Raw genomic sequence first — 20,772 nt, forward strand, 5'->3', positions numbered from 1 at the left:
ACCTGTCGAACTCGGCTTCGTTCATGTTGGAAGGGAGAAGAAGCTTTCCGCACACGCTTATATTCCCTTTCCGTTGCGGAATGGTCTCTCTAAAACAACTCCAACTGCTCCGTTTCGCCGAGCCGTTCGAGCGATTTCGGGGCGTGGTCTTGGAAGTAGGCATGATGGATCCATTTTTCCTGCGTCATGATTTGTTTGTTCGGGTCGGACGACGGGCGCAGGCGGCAGCTGTAAATGATCGGGAAATAATCGCGGAGAAACTTCCCTTCCGCATGCGCCGTCAACGCGATAATTTGAAAGCCGAGCTGTTCGGCGATAAAGAACACCGGATTTAAGACGTGGTCGCTTGACGCTTTTCCGAATGGGTTGTCTAAAATGACGGTGCGATGGCGCTTCATCGTCGGTTGGAGGCGCTGTTTTTTCTCGGCGACGTAATTGAGGATGCCTAAAAAGAGCGTCATGTTTTTGCTCCATTTTTCGCCTCCAGACCAGACGTTGCTTTGCTCCCACGAGTATGAGCGCGTCGTCACTTTGTTGTCGTTCGTCACTTTGCGGCAGTTCACTTTCATGCCTTCGTTGTTCATGACGATTTGGAGAAGTTGCTTCGATTGCAGCCACATTTCGATTTCCTTCCGCACTTTCGCTTCATCTTGCTGGCCGTGTTCGTTTAAAAAGCGCTCAGACTCAAGCTGATGCAACATCCATTCAATATGGTTGCGGATGCGCGCTTTTCCGACTTCTTCTTCCCACTCCGGAATGGTAAACGTGAAAATGCGCTTCCATTCGTCCCCGACTTTGACTCTCGTCTTGTTCGGAATTTGCCTCAATTCTTCGACCAATGTGCGCAAATGCGTGTGGATATGGTTGATAAAAGCCTGCAGCTCGGCGTCTTTTTGCCGGATATGTTCATTCGCGTAGTTCGTCGCGCTTTCGACGCTTTTCATCATATGTTTCTTAAAGCTGATAATGTCTTCGTACGTTTCTTTATGCTCAATTCCATTAATTGCCATTTGTTGCATTTTCATATCTTGAATCGACGTGCGGCAAAACTCCCGAAACGACCGTTTGGCGCGCTCGACGCGCTCTTTTGCCGCTTCGACCGCTTGTTTTCCCGCCTTTAAGCTTTCCGTGACCCCTTCGATGAAGCCGCGGCGGTCGTATGAAAATGCCGTCGCTTCTTCCGCGCTCAACGATAAGGCGGCGATCGTCGGCGCGTTGAAATGATGCACCTCTTTCGCTACTTCCAGCTGACGCGCCGCCTGCTCGATGCTTTTCATCTCTTTGGCAAGGCGCTCGCGTTCTTGTTCGAGAAACGCTTTCCGCTTTGCGAGCGCTTCTTGTTCCGCTTCCAACTGCGCGGCGATGTCGGCAAGCGGCGCAGCGAACGGCCACCGCGCCTCATTCGGGAATTTTTCGCGAAACTGCTGCTCTTTCGTTTGCACGACGCCGCTTTGCCGCTCTTTGCGTTTTAAAGCCTCTTGCGTCCTTTGTTTCAGGCGCTTTAGCGTTTCTTGAACCGACGCGATTTGTTCCTCCAGCCGTTCGAGCCGCTGCGCGCCGTCGCTTGGAAACGTCCTCGTTTCGTCAAGGTCGGGACGCTTCTGTTTCAGCTTGTTGATTTCGTTTGTCAGCCTGTCAATCTCGTTTTGTCGAAACTCCCGCTTCGTTTGCCACTCGCTGTACGTCGTTTCAATCCCTTGAATTCGCAGCTTCCATTGGTCAATTTTCGCGCGAATGACCTCTTCGCTCTCCCGTGAGTAAATCGGCGCAAGAGAGCGGAGCGACCGATAGTCGTAGTTTTGTTCAACGGCGCGGCGCTGGGCTTCTAACGACCGAAGGCGCTCTTTCAATTCTGTTTTTTGGGCGCGCGCCTCTTCAAGCCGGGAGCCGAGACGGGCGATATCTTTGGCAAGCGCCGCTAGTTGCTCGTCGAGCGCTTGCGCTTGTTTCCGCGCTTCTTGCACTTCTTTTTTATATTGCATATACTGACCGGCATCCTTGATTTTGTCGCGCCATCCGCGCCATTCTTCCTCGTATTGGCCGATGAGCGATCCGGCTCGCTCGAGATGGGCGCGGCATTCATCGATGCGGGCGTTTTCTTTGTCGATCGCAAGCGTCAATTGTTCAATGCTGCGCAACCGTTCGGCGTGCTCAGCGCGGAGCGATTCGACCGCTTCGTACGGGTGGGCCGCCAAAAACGCGCGCCATGCTTGTTGCGCGTCTTGCCAAAGCCTCAGCTCCGCTTCTTTCTCTTGACGGCGCTGCGTCATGTCGCGGGCGCTTTCGCGGATGCGTTCTTTCCAAGCGCCAAACAAGGCCGGATCGCTCGCTTCCTCCCAATAACGCGGCGCGATCCATTCATGCGGCATGCCCGTCTCTTCCACGCGCGCCGCCTCATCCGTCGACAGCACGACGATCGGCAGCTGCAAGCGGTCGTTCATTTGCCGCACTTTTTGCACGAGCCGCTCTTTTGCTTTCGCTGTCGTCATGAGCGCCGCCGGCCAGAGCGGAAACGCCTGCTTGTTCGCGCGTTCGTCTTCTGTAAGCGACTGCAAATATTCAACACCCGTCGCGACGAAATCAAATTGGTTTTTCCATGAAGCAAGCTGCTCTGCTAAAAACGGGTCGGCGAAAAAGACGTCTTGTTCGCCGTATGCATCGTGAAGCCGCGACACGATCCGTTCTTGCACTAATAGCGCTTCTCGCTCTTTCATTCTTTTTTCGATTTCTTCCTGAAGCCTCATCCGGATCGTCTCTTCTTGGATGTAGACGCTATCCAGTGCGGCCCATTGCGGACGAAGCGAGGCGAGCGTCTGAATGAGCGCTTGCTCTTCGTTCTCAAGCGTTTCGAGCCGCTGCGCCAGCGCCTCGCTCGCCGCCTGCTGCTTCGCCCATTGCTTTTGAAGCGCCTCTTTGTTCGCTTCCGCCGCCCGTTCCGCTTGCTTGGATTGCTTCATCTCTTGGCGCAAGCGGACGATTTCTTCGTCCAACCATTGTTCGCGCTCGATCCATTTTCCCATTTCTTCCTCGACCGACTGCTGCGACGGATTCGCCAATAGGCGCTGCTTTATAGACTCCATGTCTTTTTCTCTTGCATCGATGACGCTTTGAATGCCAGCCCGCTTCTCGCGCGCCTCTTGCGCCGTCCGTTTGAGGGTTTCGATGTCTTTCGTCCATTGTTCGATTTGCGTTTGAATCGGATTCAGTTCATAGCGCACACTTCGCTCCTCTTGGCCGATTTTCTCAAGCTGCTCCATAAAATAACCAAGAAGCGCGCGGCGCGCCATTTCCAATTCTTCTTCACAACGAGCGAGCGTCTCGTCGTCTTTCCGCTTCGCCATCTCCGCCTCAATATAGGCAAGCGCTTCTTCATGCCGTTTTCGCGCTTCTTTGTATCCGGCAAGCCGCAGCGAATCATAGTCGCGCTCAAGGCGCCAAAGTTCTTCTTCCTTTTCTTTCTCTTGCGCTAACGCCCATTCATATTCGCGTTCCAGCTCACGCAAACACGCTTCTTCCACTAACACGTCATACGTCGCTCGCTTTTGGCGGTGCGCCGCTTCCGTTTGCCTCCATTCTTCCCATTGGGCGGCGTTGTTGTTTAGCTCGTTTTCGCCCGCTTGCTTTTGCTGGAGCGTCTCCAGCCATACCCCTTTGGCCCGTTGCTTCGCTTTCGTATACGCGAGCTCTTGATGGTGGAACTCCTCATACGTCTCCACGTATCGCTCGAGTTCTTGCTGGATCAGCTTGTTTTCTTCAATCGTCTCTTTCAATGTCTTATAATGTTTGAAACTGGCAAGCTGCTTTTCAAACATGTCGGCAAACAGTTTCGCGTCATGGCCGACGATCGCGCTCTCGACAATCGGAATGAGCAGGCGGTCAAACAGCTGGTTCGTGCTTTTGCATTCGTCGAAAAACGCTTCGACGCCCCCTTCCGTGCTGTTGATTTTCACGACGCTTTCCCATTCGCTCTCAATAATATGGTACTGCTCTTCAAGAAACGCCTTGTATTCTTTAATGGTCGCAAACGTGCGCGCGAACATCGATTTCGCTTTCATATCATGATAGTAATCTTGCATTTCGCCCCGTTCCGCCGGCCGCTTCCCGCCTTTTCCTTCGCGCACAAACGGGATGCCTTCAATGCCGTGCGGGTCGTTCGCGTTGTATTCGTAAACGTAGCGGAGCGAGTCGAGTCCGTTGTTCGTCATAAACAGCGACACGGCCGTTACGACGTACCGGCGCGGTTTGTCGTTCAACAGCCATTCAATCGCGATATGCGCCGGCGCGTTTTCGAGTTGAAGCGTCTGTTTGATTTTTCGGTCCGCTAAATCAACATGCGGCAAGATCGCTTGCAGCACCGTCTGGATCAACACCGTTTTGCCGCCGCCGTTTTCCAGCAAAATCGCCCCGTTATGTCCGTCAAATCGGAACATTTCATCGTTGTACCGCTTGCGGCCTTCTTCATATACGACGTTCGTCAGCCGAATTTTACTGATCGCTGGCATCGTCCCTCTCCCTTTCCAATCCGTAAATAAACTCGAAAATCCCGCGGTTGTACTCGACTTCCATGAAAAAGCGCTGGATGATCGTTTTCGCTTTTTCTGTCAAAGCGACTTCATCGTTGCCGATGTCGACCACAAGCTCTTGGTCGATTAAAAAGCGCCGTGCCACATCGAGGAAGCTGAGGCGGCTAATCGTTGCGCCGCTTTGCCGTTTCGCCGTCTCTTTAACATCGTCCATCGCCTCCCATTTTTCAATGATGAGGCTCCAGTTGTATGAAAACTCTTGCTCAAATTGTTTCAATTCGTCCGGATCGTGCCGCTTCAATTGGTCGATGCGCTCTTGCACAAGGCGCACCCATTCGTCCATCGCCAAAAAGTTCCGCGTCGGCTCTGGGCTTTGATACGTGTCGTAAAAGCTGCCGAACAACACGAGAACGGCAAAATAAAGCAAATACAAATCGCCGTTGGTGGCGCCGGCGCGAAGATAATGGCGCTTGATCCAATCGTTGCTTACATGAAACGGCGACAGTTTCGTGCGCGGCACGAGAAACAACCGTTCGCTCGTCAACACGATGACGCAGTCGACTTCGCGGCTGAACGCATCCAACAGCGCGCGGATTTCATCATCGCTCTTATAAAGCTGCACCGCCTGCGCGCCTGCCACTCCTTGCCGCGCAAGTGCCGTATACAATTGAAACGCCTGCATGACTTTTTGTTCTGGATAGTTTCTCATCGTTCCCTCACCGTTATAATCATGTCTTGAATCGAAAACCGCTCGCATCGGCGGATGATGCGATCCGCTTCTTGCACCTCGAGCACGCGCCCGCCAAGCAAAGCGAGCGCCTCGCCGAGAAGCGCGCTTCCTTCTTCCCCTTCCATGCCTTGCTCGACGGGAGAGCGCTGGTGCATCAAGATCCAAAAATCGTAAAACGAGCGCTGTTCATACAAATGCGACTGCCCGATGTCGTCCAAATAATCGAAAAACGCGGCGAGCGTGCCCGCGCGCTCCTGCTCGTGCGCCTTTAAAAACAGTTGCATCAACTCTCTATATTTCGCTATGAGCCATGCGCGATACCGATCGCCCCCTTCGGCCTCTTCCGCTTCTAAAAAACGCGGCCCCGCCTTTTCTTTGCGCTCTTCGGTAATGTTTTGCTCGGCGAAAATCGCCATCGGCGACCAAACCTTGTTTTCTTCCACCTTTAAAAATGGATGAAGCACCCCTTTCATCGCCTCAAGCGGGAGCGGAGCCGAAACGATGCGCGACACGATGTCTTGGTCGAAATTAAACGAATGGAGCCCCGTATAATAAAGCGATTCCTGCGCCGTCACAAGCGTCGTATTTTTTAACGAAAGCGCCTTATCTAGGAGCGCCGAATGCGCGTAATGCACCGATTCTAACTCTCTGGCAATTTTGAGCACAAGCTCATACGTCTTCCCTTCTTTTTGGTGAATATCCCGGGCATATAGGCGCTCTCTCGTGTCGTTCACGAATTCGCGCAGCTCCTTAAACTCCTCGTCCTCGCGCGCAAGCCGGCTGTAAATGTCGTCCAAAAGCTGCTTGTACCGCTCAAATGTTTCTTCGGAAATAATGCTTCGCTGAATTTCATGCTTCAGCCGCGTCATGCGATCTTCGAGCGTTTCAACGTCGATGCGCATTTCGTTGATTTGTTTCAACGCCGCGGCGAACTCCCCTTTTTCCAGCTGCTTGCGCAACATGAGCTGGTTGATCGACAACTGAAACTCGCTGTAAAACTCTTTCGTCGCAAACACAAGCTCCAACCCGTCTTCATCGAGCGTATAATATTGCGTGTTCGTTTTCGCATCAAAACCGTGCGCTTTTAAAAGTGAATATTCGATCGCGCTCTCTTCGCGCCGTTCCCAATCGTAAAACGGATAGCTCCGCTTTTTTCCCGATGTCGGGCGGAACGTTTGAATAATCGTCCGCGCCAAATGTTCGCACGCTTCGTCATCCAATGCGTACACGTTTTCCGTCAATTGTTTTAAAAACGCCGCGAGCTGCTTAACTCCTGCTTTATACTGCCGCATCAGCTTTTGTTCGAAGAAAAAGAGGAGCGTCAACAGCCCGAGCCCTTTCATGTCAATCGGCTGCCCGCCGAGGTCGGCAGAGCGCATTCGTTCAAGGTCCAAAAGCGGGCTAAAAAGCGCCAGCCGCCTCATGCGCTCGCGATAGCCGTCTGTGACCCCTGCCAATTCTAGCTTGTCCACTGCCATTCCCTCCAAATGTGCTGCAATTCCCGCGTTTTAAGCGTCTCTTGCGGATAATACAGGCCGGAGGCGAGCAGCTCGCAAAGCCGCTCTCGCTCATCGGGCGCAAAATAGGAAAGAAACGAAGCAAGCGCCTCCGTCCGCTCTATTTGATACTCTTTGCCGCGCGCCGGTTCTTTTTGCAAGCATGCCCGATAAAACGGAAGCGCGGGCAAAGCCGGCTTCTTTTGAAACAGCGAATGCCAAATCGCCACCCCTTCGCGGTCGATGTCCCCGAAATAATAAAAGCGATGGTCGGCTTTCACCGGATATTGCAGCGAGAATTGAGCGATGCTGCTGATGACGGTTTTTCCTTTCCCGTAAATGAGCGTCGAAAACACGGTATCCAAAAGCGCGGGCAACAGCGCTTGGTACGTCGTTTTATTTTCGACAATGAGATGAAGCTGCACCGCTTGCGCCATGTTCCCTGGATGGACGGCGAACATGAGCGGATCGGAAACGGGGATGATGCGGAGGCGATCGAAGAGGCCGATGCGCTCAAGCACCTCCCTCCCGCCGCCTTCCGTAATCCATTTCTCATCGCCGACCAGCTCCATGCTCCGCTCCGGCGCGGCCACGGCCTCGTGAGGAAGCGAATGCGTGTTCAAATAGTCGTCGATTTGCACAATAAACGGTTTGTCCCGCTCCCAAACGGACGGGTCTTTGCCGTAATATGCGTCAAGCTGAATCGCCGGATGAAGCCGATTTTGCCAGCGCTGCAGCTCGCGGTAATAATCTTCCATCAAGCGGTGTTTATGAATTCGATATTGAAACGCAAGCGACGGCGTCCGCGTCGTTCGCCCTCTTGCCTTTACCATCTCAAGCGTCCCGTCCGCCTCGAGCCCGAGCACGATTTCGGCAAACGCTTCGTACGTGCGTGCAAAAGGCTTTATGAGCTTCTCAAGCTCCACAAGCGAAATCGTCCGCTTTGGAAACGCCACCAGCCGCTTTTCGATTTGTTCCAACGTCGCGTCACTCCCACAAACTGGATTCTCTTTTTATTATACAAGAAAGGAGAAAGGGCGTATATGAATGATTCGCGGCAAATTTAAGAGAAATTCATAAGATGAAGACGGCATCCCGTTTTACGGCGATGGGCACAACGGCAATGTGCCGGACAAAACGTGGAATCCCGAGGGGCTCTCCCGTGTCCATGAACAGCTGAAGTAAGCCAAGATCCATTGACGTGGCGGATTCCGCTGCGATGACGAAAGACACACTGACACTCTTTTGCTTCTTCTCGTCGCCTTATCATAGAGACAAAACGCTTCCGTGAAGGTGTACACCATCCGCCAAACGAGCGAATGCCCTCAGACGGATGGATGATCATTGTGCGAGTAGTGCCAATCACACCCTTGAATGGCGCGAACAGCCCGTGACGAAGGCTTCGTTTTTTGGCAAATGGGATCATCCATCGAAACAAAAAGGGGTTGATTCTCCCGTTTGGCCAGACGTTCGATCTGGCGAAGGATCCATTCTTGCAGCTTCTCAAGCAGGTTTTTTCTCGTTCCAAGAGCTTTTCGTGAAAAAATGGCTGAGCGTGGTTCGATGATTTGGGTGAAAACTCCAGTACCGGACATCGGTCAATGTCCCCGAACATCCCTTGGTACAGGGCGTCGACAAGATGAACGAGAGGCTTGATGACCGGCTGCGAGAAATCAAGCGCCAGTCCCAGCATCATGAAAAACTTCTGGATTCCTTGATGATGTGCTCATCGATTCCTAAGACATGAACCTCCGTGTGGGTAGTTGGTGGCACATCGATTCTAACCAAGGAATCGAGTTCATGTCTCTTTTTTGTTTAGTTGTCAATTTATGTTAGATAATTTGCTCATATACAGTTAATATATTACTTTTTAACCATTGATTCGTAAATATGTTTTGAACCAATATATACTGCATGGATAGATAAATACATAAGGAACAAAAACAAGGAAACATAAAGACGACCTTTATCAGTCATTACAATTTCATTAGACACAAAACAATAAATCAAAACATAAAGATAGAAAAAGGCTAGCATCAGAAACGCTTCAGAAAGAAAACCTATAATTCCTTTCATGCGTTTCAAGATGAGAGAAAAAATCGTATCTACCACCCCTGTTATGACTAAAACAGTTAGGAAAAATTTCAGGATAATTTTGATAGACGAAAAGGTTCCAGACGAATTAATACGGACATCGTTTGTCAACGAAATAAGATGCATAACTGAATAAAAAAGTAGGAAAGGCAATGAGATAATAGCTAAGCACATGAAGGACACAACGGTTATTGCAAAGATGTGGTCGAAAACAGAATATTTATTTTTTTTCATACCCAAAATTCACCCTTTTTAAAAAAAAATATACATTGGATAATAAATATTTATGTGATATAATAAATATTTATGTGATAATATATATAATACATGGAATAAAATACTATAAATTTGAGGAGGTTTCAATTATGAAAAAGAAAACTTTAATGAAAACAGTAATTTTTGCAGCTTCATTTTCTGTTTTATGTACTACTTTCACACCTCTCTCATCCGCTTTTGCAGCTGAAAATGATAATACAGTAGTAGTTAATAATGAAGTAACAAATGAAATACCTGAATCTCTAGTAGAATATATAGAAATTGAAGGAGTCCCTAATACTGTAGAAGATACTAGAGACTTTATTGGGTATGCTGCAACTACAGAGGAATTTCAAAGCCATATCGGTGAAGAAATAGCTCAAGACGATGTAGCTCATGCTTCGGGAGTCGTAGGCGGAACATTAAAAGCTATTAAAGCATTTGGTTGGATTTGTCGAGTTGGTGGAAAAACTCTAAAATATACTCTTAAACCTCTATCTCCTTCTAAAGCAAAATTAGTTGATCAATATGCTAGAAAAATAGCCTATGCAACTGAGAGATTAGACTCGGCAACAAAATCAGCATTAATTTCAGCGTTAAAAAAAGCAGGGGTTCCTGGTAAAACTGCTGATGCTTTAGCGGAAATTATTTTATGGCTAGTGTAAATTAAAGACAAAAGTTAAATTAAAGATGACTCAGATGTTAAGAACAATTTGGGTCATCTCCCCTTTTTTAGTATTCAATAATACTTAAAATTATTAGTAAGGGGGGCAAGACCATACTAAAGAAAATTTTCTCAGGAGCTCTGTTACTAACAATCATTTTATTAATTTCCTCTTTTTGTTTAAATAATTTCAAAAGCCACGATAATCTGCAAAAAAAAAGAAGTTGCTAACCCGTGGTGCTAGTTGAGCGTCAGCGCTCAACCAGCCCTAGTGTGACCAAGGAATAAGCCAACAAGATGCCATCGAGTGCCACTTCAAACCCGGCAATGGAATTCGCTCGAATGTCGGTGATCCGGTATTGGTCTACGAGAATCGAAAACACCGTCTCGATGACTTTGCGTTTTTTCCTGATCCATTCTTCCCATGCCTTGGATGGGCCGTGCTTTTGATTGTGTCGAGACGGTGTCCAGAACGCGGCTTGGTGTTCTTCGTACAGCTTTTCTCGAAGAGCGTGGCTGATGTACCCTTTGTCCCCAAAGTTGTAGGGATGAGGGATTTGAGTCATCACCGTTTCAGCGGCTTTGACGTCGTGGCAGGACGCTTCCGTCACGACATAGCCCATGGCCAGCCCTTGATTGGTCACTTGAAGATGCAGCTTGAAACCGTAGTACCATTGCTTTTTGGAAGCACAATACCCCATATCCGCGATCCCTCGAAATCGCTTGACGCGCTGCATTCTCACGGGATGGCACAACGGAAGAGGCAAGCTGTCGACGACCGCATAAGCATGGTGTTGGCCACGTTTCGCCAGCTCATGACGGATCCATTTGATGGCGAAACCAAGCGCTCGGCAGCGGCGGTTGTATCGGGAGCGTTCAAGAAACGAGCCGTTTGTGAACAAATTTCCCGTGACAAAACGATGCCAGGCTCGTTCGGAAGAAAAGCCCAGCAGCTTCCCCAAAAGGTGAACCGCCATGACCACTTCGTCTTCTTGCTTGACCAAGTGACGGTTGCGGCGATGAAGATACATTTGAATCAACGACAGTTGGGCAGAAACAAAACAGAAAATAGCGGCATATTGTTTTTGAAGTTTGGCTGGATCTGTAGTAAAATGAAAGTGCTCTTGCATGGGGGATCTCTCCTTTCGAATGTTGGGTGACACTTTCATTCTACTGGAGATCCGCCAGCAAGGGCTATTTTTATGCTTGTCTGAGTTTTATCTAGCACCACGGGTAAGTTGCTAATTTAAAAATAGAGCACAGAGGAGACCGTGATTTAAAATACAAGCAAACTATTACGTGGGGAGTTAAAGACACAGTAATAAAAAAAATAAATGGTAATACAAAAGATATAATTAAGGTTGCAGTTCTAGATAGTGGTATTAACAAAAATCATCCAGATTTAAAAGAGCAAGTTGTTAAAGAATTCAATGCAATCAACCCTCAGGAACCAGTAATAGATAAGTTAAATCATGGAACAGCTGTGGCAGGAATCATTGCTGCTAAGGATAATTCTATTGGTATCAAAGGAGTTGCTCCAAACGCAAAAATATATTCAGTAAAGGTGCTGAATGATGATGGAGAGGGTACTATAGATAATATTATTAGAGGTATTAACTGGTGTATTGATCAAAAAGTTAATATTATGAACATTAGTTTTGGGTTTAAATCTAATAATCCAGAATTGAAATCAATTATTGACAAGGCAAGGAATTCAGGAATTATTATTGTGGCATCAAGCGGAAATAACTATATTAGAGAGGTTGATTATCCGGCTAGATATGAAAATGTCTTTTCAGTTGGCTCTATTAATAAGGAACATCAAAGAGTTAGGTTTTCTCCTAGAGGAAAAATCGATTTTGTTGCTCCTGGTAGAGGGATATTATCTACAAACAACAAAAATGGTTATTCACTATTTGAGGGAACATCTTATTCAACCGCTTTTATAAGTGGTTTAATCGCTTTATACATGACTGACAATCCAGAATACAAAATATACCAAAACCAAGATAAACTAATTAGATTATTACAGGTTAAATCTTTGGATCTCGGCGTTAAAGGTAAAGATAATGTATATGGATATGGACTTTTACAATTTAAATAATAGGTGTAAAGAAGGAATACCTCCAGTTCGACAGTGACTAGGCAAACAAAATGCCTCTCATCCCTTGATACCAAAGGGACGAGAGGCATTGGGGCATATTTTAGGCGTGTATCTAGGCGCGAGGATGGATGCCTAGGACCTTCGGAGGAGGCTCCAGCCTAGAGCCGCAAAGAAGTGAGCCTGTTTAGTCGTCAGTTCGGTTCGTTGCTCAAGGTCACCGTTTTTGGAAGAAAAATGTCCTAGCATGAGACGTTCACATTCGTCCCTTACGTTCGGCCACGATTCATGGGTTCGAATCTCCACGATCCGAACCAGCAAGAGAGCAAGCCAGCTGAGCAGCACGTGCGCCCGAATGCGATCTTCCAAGCGATGATACATAGGCCGCAATTCCAATGTGGACTTCAATGTCCGGAAGGCCTGCTCGATATCCACCAATTGCTTATATGTAAATTAGCACATTATTTCAGGTGAATTCCGAAATAATGTGCAAAATTTTTGCCGATTATTCCGCCCGAGTTCGACAGTTTTGAAGTTATTTTAGGCCTCACATTTCGCACCCTAACAGGGTAGAAAGAAAAGATTTTTTATTTCATTTTTTAGAATACCATTTCGACCAACACAACGAGCGATGGCAATCCTTTTTTTACCATCGCTAGTCGTTCCGTATGACGTTACACGTAAATGCTCTCGTCCATGCCCAATCCCTGCAGGATCCTTCGCTGATCAGGGGTGAGCGGTTTCCCTAACGCGCGTTGGATGTGCCCATCCGGCAGCTCCAGTAGGACGACGTTCACATACCGGAACAACTGAAAGACCGCCTGACCAGTCGGGCGGGTCAGTTTCCGGCCTCCTGCGCCCTTTCATGGGCGCTCCGGGGTGATGAACGGACGCACCCGGCGCTGGAAGACGCGGTAAATGGCCAAGGCCAACAGAAACAAATCACCCAATACCGCGACCCGTTCTGGTTTTTTGACGTAAATCTCATCTGTAAAGAACGGGTCTTTCAAGAAAGAGAAGTTCATCTCCACGGAGATTTGGCCTTTATACAACTTCAAGATCTCTTTTGCCTCCATCGGTTGACCCTTCCATTCCTTCGGAACGGTCGTAACAAGGACAAACCGGGACGCTTTCCGTCTCGCCTGTTCCCAAGCGTTGGGGTCGAATTCGACGCCAAGACGCACGAAATACAGCGTCTCCATCTCGGGTTCTGCCCCTTTTTTCGGTCGTCCGCGCCGTTTTTTCGGGCGCACGATCTCTTCGACTGCGGCTTCCACCCGATGAAACTGGGGGCGAAGGGACGCCTTGAGGGAGGCCAAGGCTTGTTCGACGTCTGCCCGACAAGAGAAGGGGTGGCGTTCCCAACGGGCTTGTTCCTCGCGAAGAAGCTCCGCTTCTTTGGTCCGCTCTTTGTCGAGCGTCTTTCCTTTTCGCTGGTCGAGCGCGCTCGATTCGACGACGATCAGCCGAACCGGATGGCCTTCATAAGTCGAGGCCGTTTCCCATACCCGATACGTGGCACCGTTTTTCTCCGCCAGCGTAAAGGGGTCGCTCCATGGGATAGGAGGCGAATCGGCCTCCGCCAATACCTGTTTCACGATCCGAAGCGATGAAGGGCCTCGCGTGATCAAAAAGGCGTTGGCGGCCTTCGTTTGCGTCAGTGTATCTTTCGTCATCGCAGCGGAATCCGCCACGTAAATCCATTCGTCTTGGATCTTGGCTTGCTTCAGCTGTTCATGGACACGGGAGAGCACCTCGGGATTTCACGTTTTGTCCGGCACGTTGCCGTCGTGCACATCGCCGTAAAACGGGATGCCGTCTTCGTTGCCGATCAGCCCGAAACCGATCTGTTTTTGCCAACGATGGTGCCGGTTGTAGCCATGCGTGATCTGCAGGGCCTCTGACGAGACCGATTCATACGCGCCGTAAACGGTCTTGTCCGTCGTATCCGCGTAGAAAACGCGAAGAGAGAGGCCTTCTTTCTTGTCGATCTGCACGAGGCAAGACGAAAGGACTTGATGGATATTCGCCTCATACAGTCGATCCAAATGACGCGCGACGGCATCGTCGTTGAACCAAGACGGATCCAGCCCTGGCCGAATCAGCTTCGGCAAATCGATGTCATGCGCCCATTGTTCCAAATGAACGAGCGCTTGCCGGCCGCTCAAGATATCCAAGGTGAGCAGACCGACAACGTCGCTGGCTCGAGTTTGGCATTGTGGATCCACGGGAACCAGATGATCAATCAACTGAGGAAGGTCAAGATCTTTGAACAGGGTGCTTATTATATTCAAATAAGAACTTTCATAAATGGCCCGAATTCGAACGTCCATGATGGGCAAACTCCTTTGCTTTCCTTGTGTTTCAAGGTTTTATTCGACAGGAAGATAAAAAAATCCTCCCGATTTTTGTCGAGAGGGTGCGAAATGTGAGTTAGGCAAATGAAAATGGCCAAAATACTGCAATATCAAGGATTTCACGATGCGAGTCCTAGGGAGCTGTTGATTTAAGGGACAAGCCTTTTATCAAGCCCGTTTCTCAAATAAAAAAGCCCTGCCGCATCAAGATCGTCTTTCAAACGTTCCCCCATTGCTCAAGAGAAACAACCGTTTTTCACCAGCCATCTAGGAAAAAACGCCGAATTTTATAGGGAAACGATTTATTAGACATGTACATACGACGAGTTACACGCAAAAACAAGGATGGAACAACCGTAGCGTATCTTCAGCTTGCTCACAACGAATGGGATCCGAAGGCCAAAAGGTGAAAGCGAAGGGGATGGATTCGTTTGGGCGCGAAGACGAAGCGGATCGCGCTGTCTTGGAGCGTCTGGCCAAAAGTATTTCACGATTCCTTTATTGAAGACTGATTATCCAAAATCTTTGGCTAACACCGACAGAAATTCATCTCCCACTGATCGTTGGGCTACGCCCTTCACACGCTTGAAGTGGGAAACTTCTTGATGTTCGTCGCCTTAGGGCCCTCGTTTCCGCAAATAAAGAAGCGGCCATACAAAGCCGCTTCTCTATTCCCCGCTTATAAGGTCGGTGAAAAGCCGCTGTCCCAGTCCAATCAACGGCATTTTCATTCAAAAAAGAAAGCTGATGCAAAGTTTCTCTAATTAAGAAATGGTGGGATCAGTAACATTTTACACGAAATCACCGGCCTCTTATGCTGACGGGGATTTCTGTTTTTTTCCTTTTAAGAAAAACGCCATGACGAGCGCCACCACCGTTAAGCCAGTCGCGACGAAAAAGGCGTCGTTGATTCCTTCCACCGTGGCGCGCTGTTGCACCAAACCGTACAGCAGCTGGGCAATGGCGTCATCGCTCGGGATGACTTGCTTCAGCTGGCTGACGAGCCCCATAAAGAACGGATCGTTTTCCGTCATTTCATTGCGGTACGTTTCGACATGAAACTTGGCCCGGTTGGACATGATCGTCACCAAGAACGCCGTTCCGAGCGAAGCGGCCACTTGGCGAATCGTATTCGACATGGCCGTGCCATGGCTGTACAGATGGCGCGGCAAGGCGTTTAACCCTTCGGTCATGATCGGCATCCCGAGCATCGACATGCCGAACATTCGGAAAATGTAAAGCCAAATCAAATGGCTGTATGGCGTATCCATCGTCAGCTTGCTGAACTCCCACGTCGTCACAGCGGTGATGATCAAGCCGACAATGGCAAGCAGCCGCGCGCCGATGCGGTCAAACACCCAACCGGAAATCGGCGACATGATCGCCATGACGATCGCCCCCGGCAGCATGAGCAAACCAGCATCGAGCGGCGTAAAACCGCGCAAGTTTTGCAAATACACGGGAAGCAAAACCATCGCGGCAAACATCGCCATATTGATGACCGAACCGATGACGGTCGCCAACGTAAATACGGGGTAGCGGAACACGCGGAAATTAAGCACCGGATGTTCCGAACGGAGCGATCGCCATGTGAACATGATGAGAAACAGCACGCCGATAACGAGCGACACCACGACCTCCGTCTCGCCCCAGCCTTTGCTGCCGGCCTCGCTGAAGCCATATAAAACGCCGCCAAACCCGATCGTCGAGTAAATCGCCCCTTGCACGTCCAGCACCGGATTGCCTTTACGCGGCGTATGTTTCAGCCAGACGGAGGCAAGCACAATGTCTACCAGCGCGATCGGCAACACGACGTAAAACAGCAGCCGCCATGTGTAATGCTCGACAAGCCAGCCGGAGAGCGTCGGCCCGATCGCCGGCGCAAACATCATGGCGATTCCCACCGTTCCCATCGCCACCCCGCGGCGTTCCGGCGGGAAAATCGACAACATAATGACCATCATCAGCTGCATAATAATGCCGGCGCCCACCGCTTGCGTCAACCGCCCGGCAAGCATGACGGCAAACGACGGAGCGATCGAGCAGACAAACGCGCCGATAGCGAAAAACGACATGCCCGATAAAAACAGCCGTTTCGCTGGAAACTTGGCGATTAAAAACGGGCTGATCGGGATGAGCACCCCGTTGACAAGCATATAGCCGGTCACGAGCCATTGAATCGTCGACGTTTCGACGTTGAAATCTTGCATCATATGCGGCAAAGCGACGTTGATTAACGTCTGGTTCAAAATGGCGACAAACGCGCCGAGCATGACGGTCGCCACAACCTTGCCGCGGCTCCCGATCTCCCCGAGGCCGCTCGGTCCGCCGCCCGCCGCAGGACGTTCCCCTGCTTCCGTCGAAAGCGGCGGTCTTTCCGTTTCCTCTGCCGGCTGAACGCGACGGTCGGCCGCTTCGTCCTTTGCTTTCATCGCCGCCCGTCCGCGCCGGCGCAGCGCGATATTGGCGGCCGCCAAAATGAAAACGGCAAATATGATATAGCCAATGACAAAAGCTGTCATCATCGATCACCTACTTATGAATGCGGACGGTGACGTTCATGCCCGGCACAAGTCCGGCTCCGCTATAGTTGTCAATGGAAATCGTCACCGGGATGACTTGGGTCACTTTCGTGTAGTTGCCGGTTGCGTTCGAGCTTGGCAGCAGGCTGAACGTATTCGCTGTCGCGGTTCCGATTTTTTCGACTTTGCCGCTGAGCTTGCGATCCGGATAGGCGTCCACATAAATATCGACGTCTTGCCCGGCTTTCACATCTTCAATATCCGTCTCTTCAATATTCGCCGTCACCCACAAATCGTTCAAATCAAACCCGCGAACGAGCGGCGTCCCCGCAGCGACAAACGAGTCTTTGACCGCATTTTGCTGGGCGATCGTCATCCGATGCGGCACGGTCACCGGCACCGTCATTTTCCCGTCAGACACCGCACCGATTTCTTCCCCGGCAGAAAACGTTTTTCCTGTCTCTCCCCGCCAAGATGTCAGCTTTCCGGACAGCGGCGCAACAACCGAGATCACTTGGCCGTCAATGCGGGCGTTGTCCGTTTTAATGTAGTTGGTCGTTTCATTGATATAATAATAGGCGGCAAATCCTCCACCGACAAGCAAAATGAGCACAATGATATTGAATACGAGCAAACGTCTGACGTTCAACGCTCATTCCTCCTCAAGCAAAATCGTTTTGATTTTCTCATGCAGCTGCAAAAATTGTACGATTTCTGCCTCTGAAACCCGTTCCTCGACGAGGCGAAGCCGCCGGCGCAGCACCGACTGCTCGCCGAACGCCAAGGCGACAATTTCTTTCCCTTTTTCCGTCAAGCTCAAAATGACCGCGCGCCGATCTTGTTTCGACGGCTCGCGAACAACAAGGCCGGCGCCGACGAGCCGGTCGACCGTGCCGCTCACATTGCTGTTGCTTAAATTGAGCTTTTCCGCCAAATCGTGAAGGCGAATGTGTTCCTTTTTCATCAGCGTGTACAGCACGACCAGTTGCACTTCCGTAATCCCAACACGGGCGGCGTCTTCACGAATGAGGCGATACAGCGCCTTTTGCGTCCGAAACACCGCGTACATCAAGTCACGACTTGTTCCTTCCATCGCTTCCCTCCTTTCGTTCATCCCTCAAATAGTTTCAATACGAATTATTTCTACACGAAATATGATTATAGCACGGAAAACGAAAAAAGCAACTATATTGTTCCCGATTTTTTTCAACTCATCACCCTGCGGCGCAAAGAAAAAAGCGCCCCCGTTTGGGACGCCTTTGTCTGTCGCTGGCAGAATCCGCGCCGCAGTTGCCGTCGGCTGAATGCAGTTTCTCAACCACGCTCCACCAAGTGGGTGTTCGCAGAAGCGTTCCTGTCGTCCTCCATCACGAATATTGAGGCGTGACATTCCCGCTCCGATGTAGAACTCCCTTTTTATTGCCATCGGTTGAAACTTCATTCTACAACGCACAACGCAGCAACGGATTGGTGATTCTTATCATACACGATGTTCTTTCCGTTGGCAAGAGGGACAACCATCCATTTTTTCAAACAGGATACACCCCGTGCTTCCGCTCAGAAAAGACCATATACTTGGACCTATAGGCTTCAAATCGACGAATCAGCTCGTTGCGCAACTCGTTCGGCGCCACGATTCCATCGACGACGAGCTCGGAAGCGAGCCGATAAATGTCGATATCGCGCCGGTATTCCTCGCGTTTTTGTTCGACAAATGCTGTCCGCTCTTCTGGCGGCAGCTCGGCGATTTTGTTGGCGTAAACGGCGTTGACGGCTGCTTCCGGTCCCATGACGGCGATTTGCGCGTTCGGCAGCGCCAAACAGCAATCCGGTTCAAACGCCGGCCCAGCCATGGCGTACAGTCCGGCCCCGTACGCTTTGCGGACGATGACCGAAATTTTCGGCACCGTCGCTTCCGACATGGCGGCGATCATTTTCGCCCCATGGCGGATAATGCCGGCCCGCTCAACTTTCGTGCCGATCATAAAGCCAGGGACGTCGGCCAAAAACAAAAGCGGGATATGGAACGCGTCGCAAAGCGTGATGAATTTCGCCGCTTTATCAGCCGAATCGTGGAACAACACGCCGCCTTTGACGCGCGGCTGGTTGGCGATGATGCCGATCGGCTGGCCGGCAAGGCGCGCCAGTCCGGTAATGATTTCCGGCGCAAACAGTTTTTTGATTTCACAAAACGATCCTTCGTCAATGATCCGCTCAATCAAATCATACATGTTGAACGGCGCATTTTGATTGTCCGGTACAATGTCTTCGATCGTTTTGTCAAACGATTTCGGCGGTTTGGCCTCGACCACCGGCGGCTTTTCGCTGTAATTGGACGGAAAATACGACAAGTAACGGCGCGCATAGGCGATCGCTTCTTCTTCCGTTTTCACGAGCACGTCGCCGCAGCCGGAAACGGTGCAATGCATGCGGGCGCCGCCCATCTCTTCGAGCGTCACTTTTTCCCCGATCACCATTTCCGCCATCCGCGGCGAGCCTAAGTACATCGAGGCATTGCCTTCCACCATGATGACGATATCGCAAAACGCGGGAATATAGGCGCCGCCGGCGGCTGATGGACCGAACAGCAGGCACACTTGCGGCACTTTGCCGGACAGCTTCACCTCATTGTAAAAAATGCGCCCCGCCCCGCGCCGGCCGGGGAACATTTCCAGCTGGTCGGTAATGCGGGCGCCGGCCGAGTCTACCAAATAAATGAGCGGACAGCGCAGCTTTTCCGCCGTTTCTTGGATGCGAATGATTTTTTCGACCGTGCGCGCTCCCCACGAGCCGGCTTTGACGGTCGAATCGTTCGCCATCACGCAGACCGTGCGGCCGTTGATTTTGCCGATGCCGGTCACCACCCCATCAGCCGGCAAATCGCCCGCCAAACAGTTGGCAAACAATCCGTCTTCCACTTCCAAACCGTGATCAAGCAGCAAATTCAGCCGCTCGCGAACAAACAATTTCCCTTGGGCCGCATTTTTTTCATGATATTTTGGCGCCCCGCCTTTCTTGATCTCCGCCGCTCTTTTTTCCAGCTCCGCGGCGAGCGTGTCGTGTTGGTTGGCTGTTTCCTTCATCTCGCTGTTTCCCCTCCTTGTTTTGATGGATCTGGCTGTTCCATCCCGCGTGTTCGTCTGGAACAAGGTTGGATGCCGTGCCGGATCCCCGCGAAAAGCCGGGGCGGCGAAAACGCGTTGTGCGGCTTCCGTCCCCTCCTCGTCTAAGCGGGCTTACTCGCCTTTGTACACCGGCTTCCGCTTTTCTTTAAACGCCTGCAACCCTTCCAACCGGTCTTTCGTCGGAATGGTCGCCTCATAGGCGAGCTGTTCAATGGCAAGACCGGTCTCCAAATCAACGTTAAATACGCTTTGGATCGCCCGTTTCGCCTGACGGACGGCAATCGGCGCGTTTTCGGCGATTTGCCGGGCCAATTCAAGAGCACGATCCATCAGCTCGGCGCGCGGCACGGCGTATTCGACAAGGCCGATGCGCTCCGCCTCTTTGGCGGTGATGCGCTTGGCGGCAAAAATCAATTCTTTCGCTTTTCCGATGCCAACAAGGCGTGGGAGCCGCTGCGTCCCCCCCGCTCCCGGAATGATGCCGAGCGACGTTTCCGTCAGCCCGAGCTGGATGTCGTCGGCAGCCAACCGGATGTCACAAGCTAGGGCAAGCTCCAACCCGCCGCCAAACGCCGAGCCGTTTAAAACGGCGATGACCGGCTGCGGCACTTTCTCCACCTCGTTGATCGTTTTGCTGATTAAGGCAACGGTTTGCCGCACTTCCGTTTCATTCATCCCGGCCCGCTCTTTCAAATCAGCACCGGCGCAAAACACTTTGTCTCCGGCTCCGGTCAGCAGGACAACGCGCACGTCTTTGCGAAATTTGATCTCCTGAAAGAGCGTGCCAAGCTCAAACAGAAGCGCTCTGGACAGCGCGTTGGCCGCTTCCGGACGGTTTAAGGTCACAACGGCGATGCCATGTTCTTGTGCTTCAAACGATACAAGTGTGCCCACGTGTTTCCCCC

At 50.7% G+C, this 20,772-nt stretch carries 12 protein-coding genes, 1 other RNA gene and 5 pseudogenes; 4 read left to right on the plus strand and 14 right to left on the minus strand.

What is annotated here, in order from left to right; all coding sequences use genetic code 11:
* Positions 1–89 precede the first annotated feature (89 nt).
* The 4 genes from NST29_RS09625 to NST29_RS09640 are packed head-to-tail and all read right to left on the minus strand — an operon-like array spanning position 90 to position 7,729.
* Complete coding sequence (locus tag NST29_RS09625) at positions 90–4,502, minus strand: hypothetical protein (RefSeq protein ID WP_339232088.1); 4,413 nt, start codon at positions 4,500–4,502, stop codon at positions 90–92.
* Complete coding sequence (locus NST29_RS09630; protein WP_033020644.1) at positions 4,486–5,232, minus strand: DUF6063 family protein; 747 nt, start codon at positions 5,230–5,232, stop codon at positions 4,486–4,488. Before NST29_RS09630 ends, NST29_RS09625 begins: the two co-directional genes overlap by 17 nt.
* Complete coding sequence (locus tag NST29_RS09635) at positions 5,229–6,731, minus strand: hypothetical protein (protein ID WP_033020643.1); 1,503 nt, start codon at positions 6,729–6,731, stop codon at positions 5,229–5,231. Before NST29_RS09635 ends, NST29_RS09630 begins: the two co-directional genes overlap by 4 nt.
* Positions 6,713–7,729 carry a Wadjet anti-phage system protein JetD domain-containing protein gene (locus tag NST29_RS09640; RefSeq protein WP_339232089.1) on the minus strand — a complete coding sequence of 339 codons (1,017 nt, stop codon included), beginning with the start codon at positions 7,727–7,729 and terminating at the stop codon, positions 6,713–6,715. Before NST29_RS09640 ends, NST29_RS09635 begins: the two co-directional genes overlap by 19 nt.
* Before the next feature lie 100 nt (positions 7,730–7,829).
* On the opposite strand from NST29_RS09640, the pseudogene NST29_RS09645 reads away from it, so the two are divergent.
* Positions 7,830–7,931: pseudogene (locus NST29_RS09645) on the plus strand (transposase); the annotation flags it as partial.
* 62 nt (positions 7,932–7,993) lie between these two features.
* Here the strand turns inward: NST29_RS09645 and NST29_RS09650 are convergent.
* Positions 7,994–8,537 (minus strand): annotated as a pseudogene (locus NST29_RS09650) (IS701 family transposase); the annotation flags it as partial.
* Between the two features lie 671 nt (positions 8,538–9,208).
* Between NST29_RS09650 and NST29_RS09655 the strand changes: the two are divergent.
* Positions 9,209–9,763 carry a hypothetical protein gene (locus NST29_RS09655; RefSeq protein WP_324699065.1) on the plus strand — a complete coding sequence of 185 codons (555 nt, stop codon included), beginning with the start codon at positions 9,209–9,211 and terminating at the stop codon, positions 9,761–9,763.
* Positions 9,764–10,013: 250 nt separating this feature from the next.
* On the opposite strand, the gene NST29_RS09660 is transcribed toward NST29_RS09655, so the two are convergent.
* Positions 10,014–10,892 carry an IS982-like element ISGsp1 family transposase gene (locus NST29_RS09660; protein ID WP_011232378.1) on the minus strand — a complete coding sequence of 293 codons (879 nt, stop codon included), beginning with the start codon at positions 10,890–10,892 and terminating at the stop codon, positions 10,014–10,016.
* A 224-nt stretch (positions 10,893–11,116) separates the two neighbouring features.
* Between NST29_RS09660 and NST29_RS09665 the strand changes: the two genes are divergently transcribed.
* Positions 11,117–11,866 (plus strand): S8 family peptidase, encoded by a 750-nt coding sequence (locus NST29_RS09665; protein ID WP_339232989.1) that lies wholly within the window; start codon positions 11,117–11,119, stop codon positions 11,864–11,866.
* A 112-nt stretch (positions 11,867–11,978) separates the two neighbouring features.
* On the opposite strand, the pseudogene NST29_RS09670 reads toward NST29_RS09665, so the two are convergent.
* Together NST29_RS09670 and NST29_RS09675 are read right to left on the minus strand one after the other, a co-directional pair.
* A pseudogene (locus tag NST29_RS09670) lies at positions 11,979–12,310 on the minus strand (transposase); the annotation flags it as partial.
* A gap of 227 nt (positions 12,311–12,537) precedes the next feature.
* Positions 12,538–14,196 (minus strand): annotated as a pseudogene (locus NST29_RS09675) (IS1634 family transposase).
* Positions 14,197–14,531: 335 nt separating this feature from the next.
* Between NST29_RS09675 and NST29_RS09680 the strand changes: the two are divergent.
* Positions 14,532–14,716: pseudogene (locus NST29_RS09680) on the plus strand (transposase); the annotation flags it as partial.
* A 316-nt stretch (positions 14,717–15,032) separates the two neighbouring features.
* On the opposite strand, the gene NST29_RS09685 reads toward NST29_RS09680, so the two are convergent.
* The 6 genes from NST29_RS09685 to NST29_RS09710 form a co-directional block, all read right to left on the minus strand.
* Positions 15,033–16,742, minus strand: a complete 1,710-nt coding sequence (locus tag NST29_RS09685) for a DHA2 family efflux MFS transporter permease subunit (RefSeq protein WP_033843926.1) — start codon at positions 16,740–16,742, stop codon at positions 15,033–15,035.
* Between the two features lie 10 nt (positions 16,743–16,752).
* On the minus strand, positions 16,753–17,391 hold the full coding sequence (locus NST29_RS09690) for an HlyD family efflux transporter periplasmic adaptor subunit (RefSeq protein WP_033843927.1): 639 nt from the start codon (positions 17,389–17,391) through the stop codon (positions 16,753–16,755).
* A 3-nt stretch (positions 17,392–17,394) separates the two neighbouring features.
* On the minus strand, positions 17,395–17,835 hold the full coding sequence (locus NST29_RS09695) for a MarR family transcriptional regulator (protein WP_033843929.1): 441 nt from the start codon (positions 17,833–17,835) through the stop codon (positions 17,395–17,397).
* Positions 17,836–18,019: 184 nt separating this feature from the next.
* Positions 18,020–18,208: non-coding RNA, 6S RNA (gene ssrS, locus NST29_RS09700), on the minus strand.
* Positions 18,209–18,271: 63 nt separating this feature from the next.
* Entirely contained in the window at positions 18,272–19,825 is a 1,554-nt protein-coding gene (locus NST29_RS09705) for an acyl-CoA carboxylase subunit beta (protein ID WP_033843931.1), read from the minus strand.
* Between the two features lie 153 nt (positions 19,826–19,978).
* Positions 19,979–20,761 (minus strand): enoyl-CoA hydratase, encoded by a 783-nt coding sequence (locus tag NST29_RS09710; protein WP_033843932.1) that lies wholly within the window; start codon positions 20,759–20,761, stop codon positions 19,979–19,981.
* Between the last annotated feature and the right edge of the window lie 11 nt (positions 20,762–20,772).

It is taken from the genome of Geobacillus sp. FSL W8-0026, from assembly GCF_037966255.1.
Taxonomy (GTDB): domain Bacteria; phylum Bacillota; class Bacilli; order Bacillales; family Anoxybacillaceae; genus Geobacillus; species Geobacillus icigianus.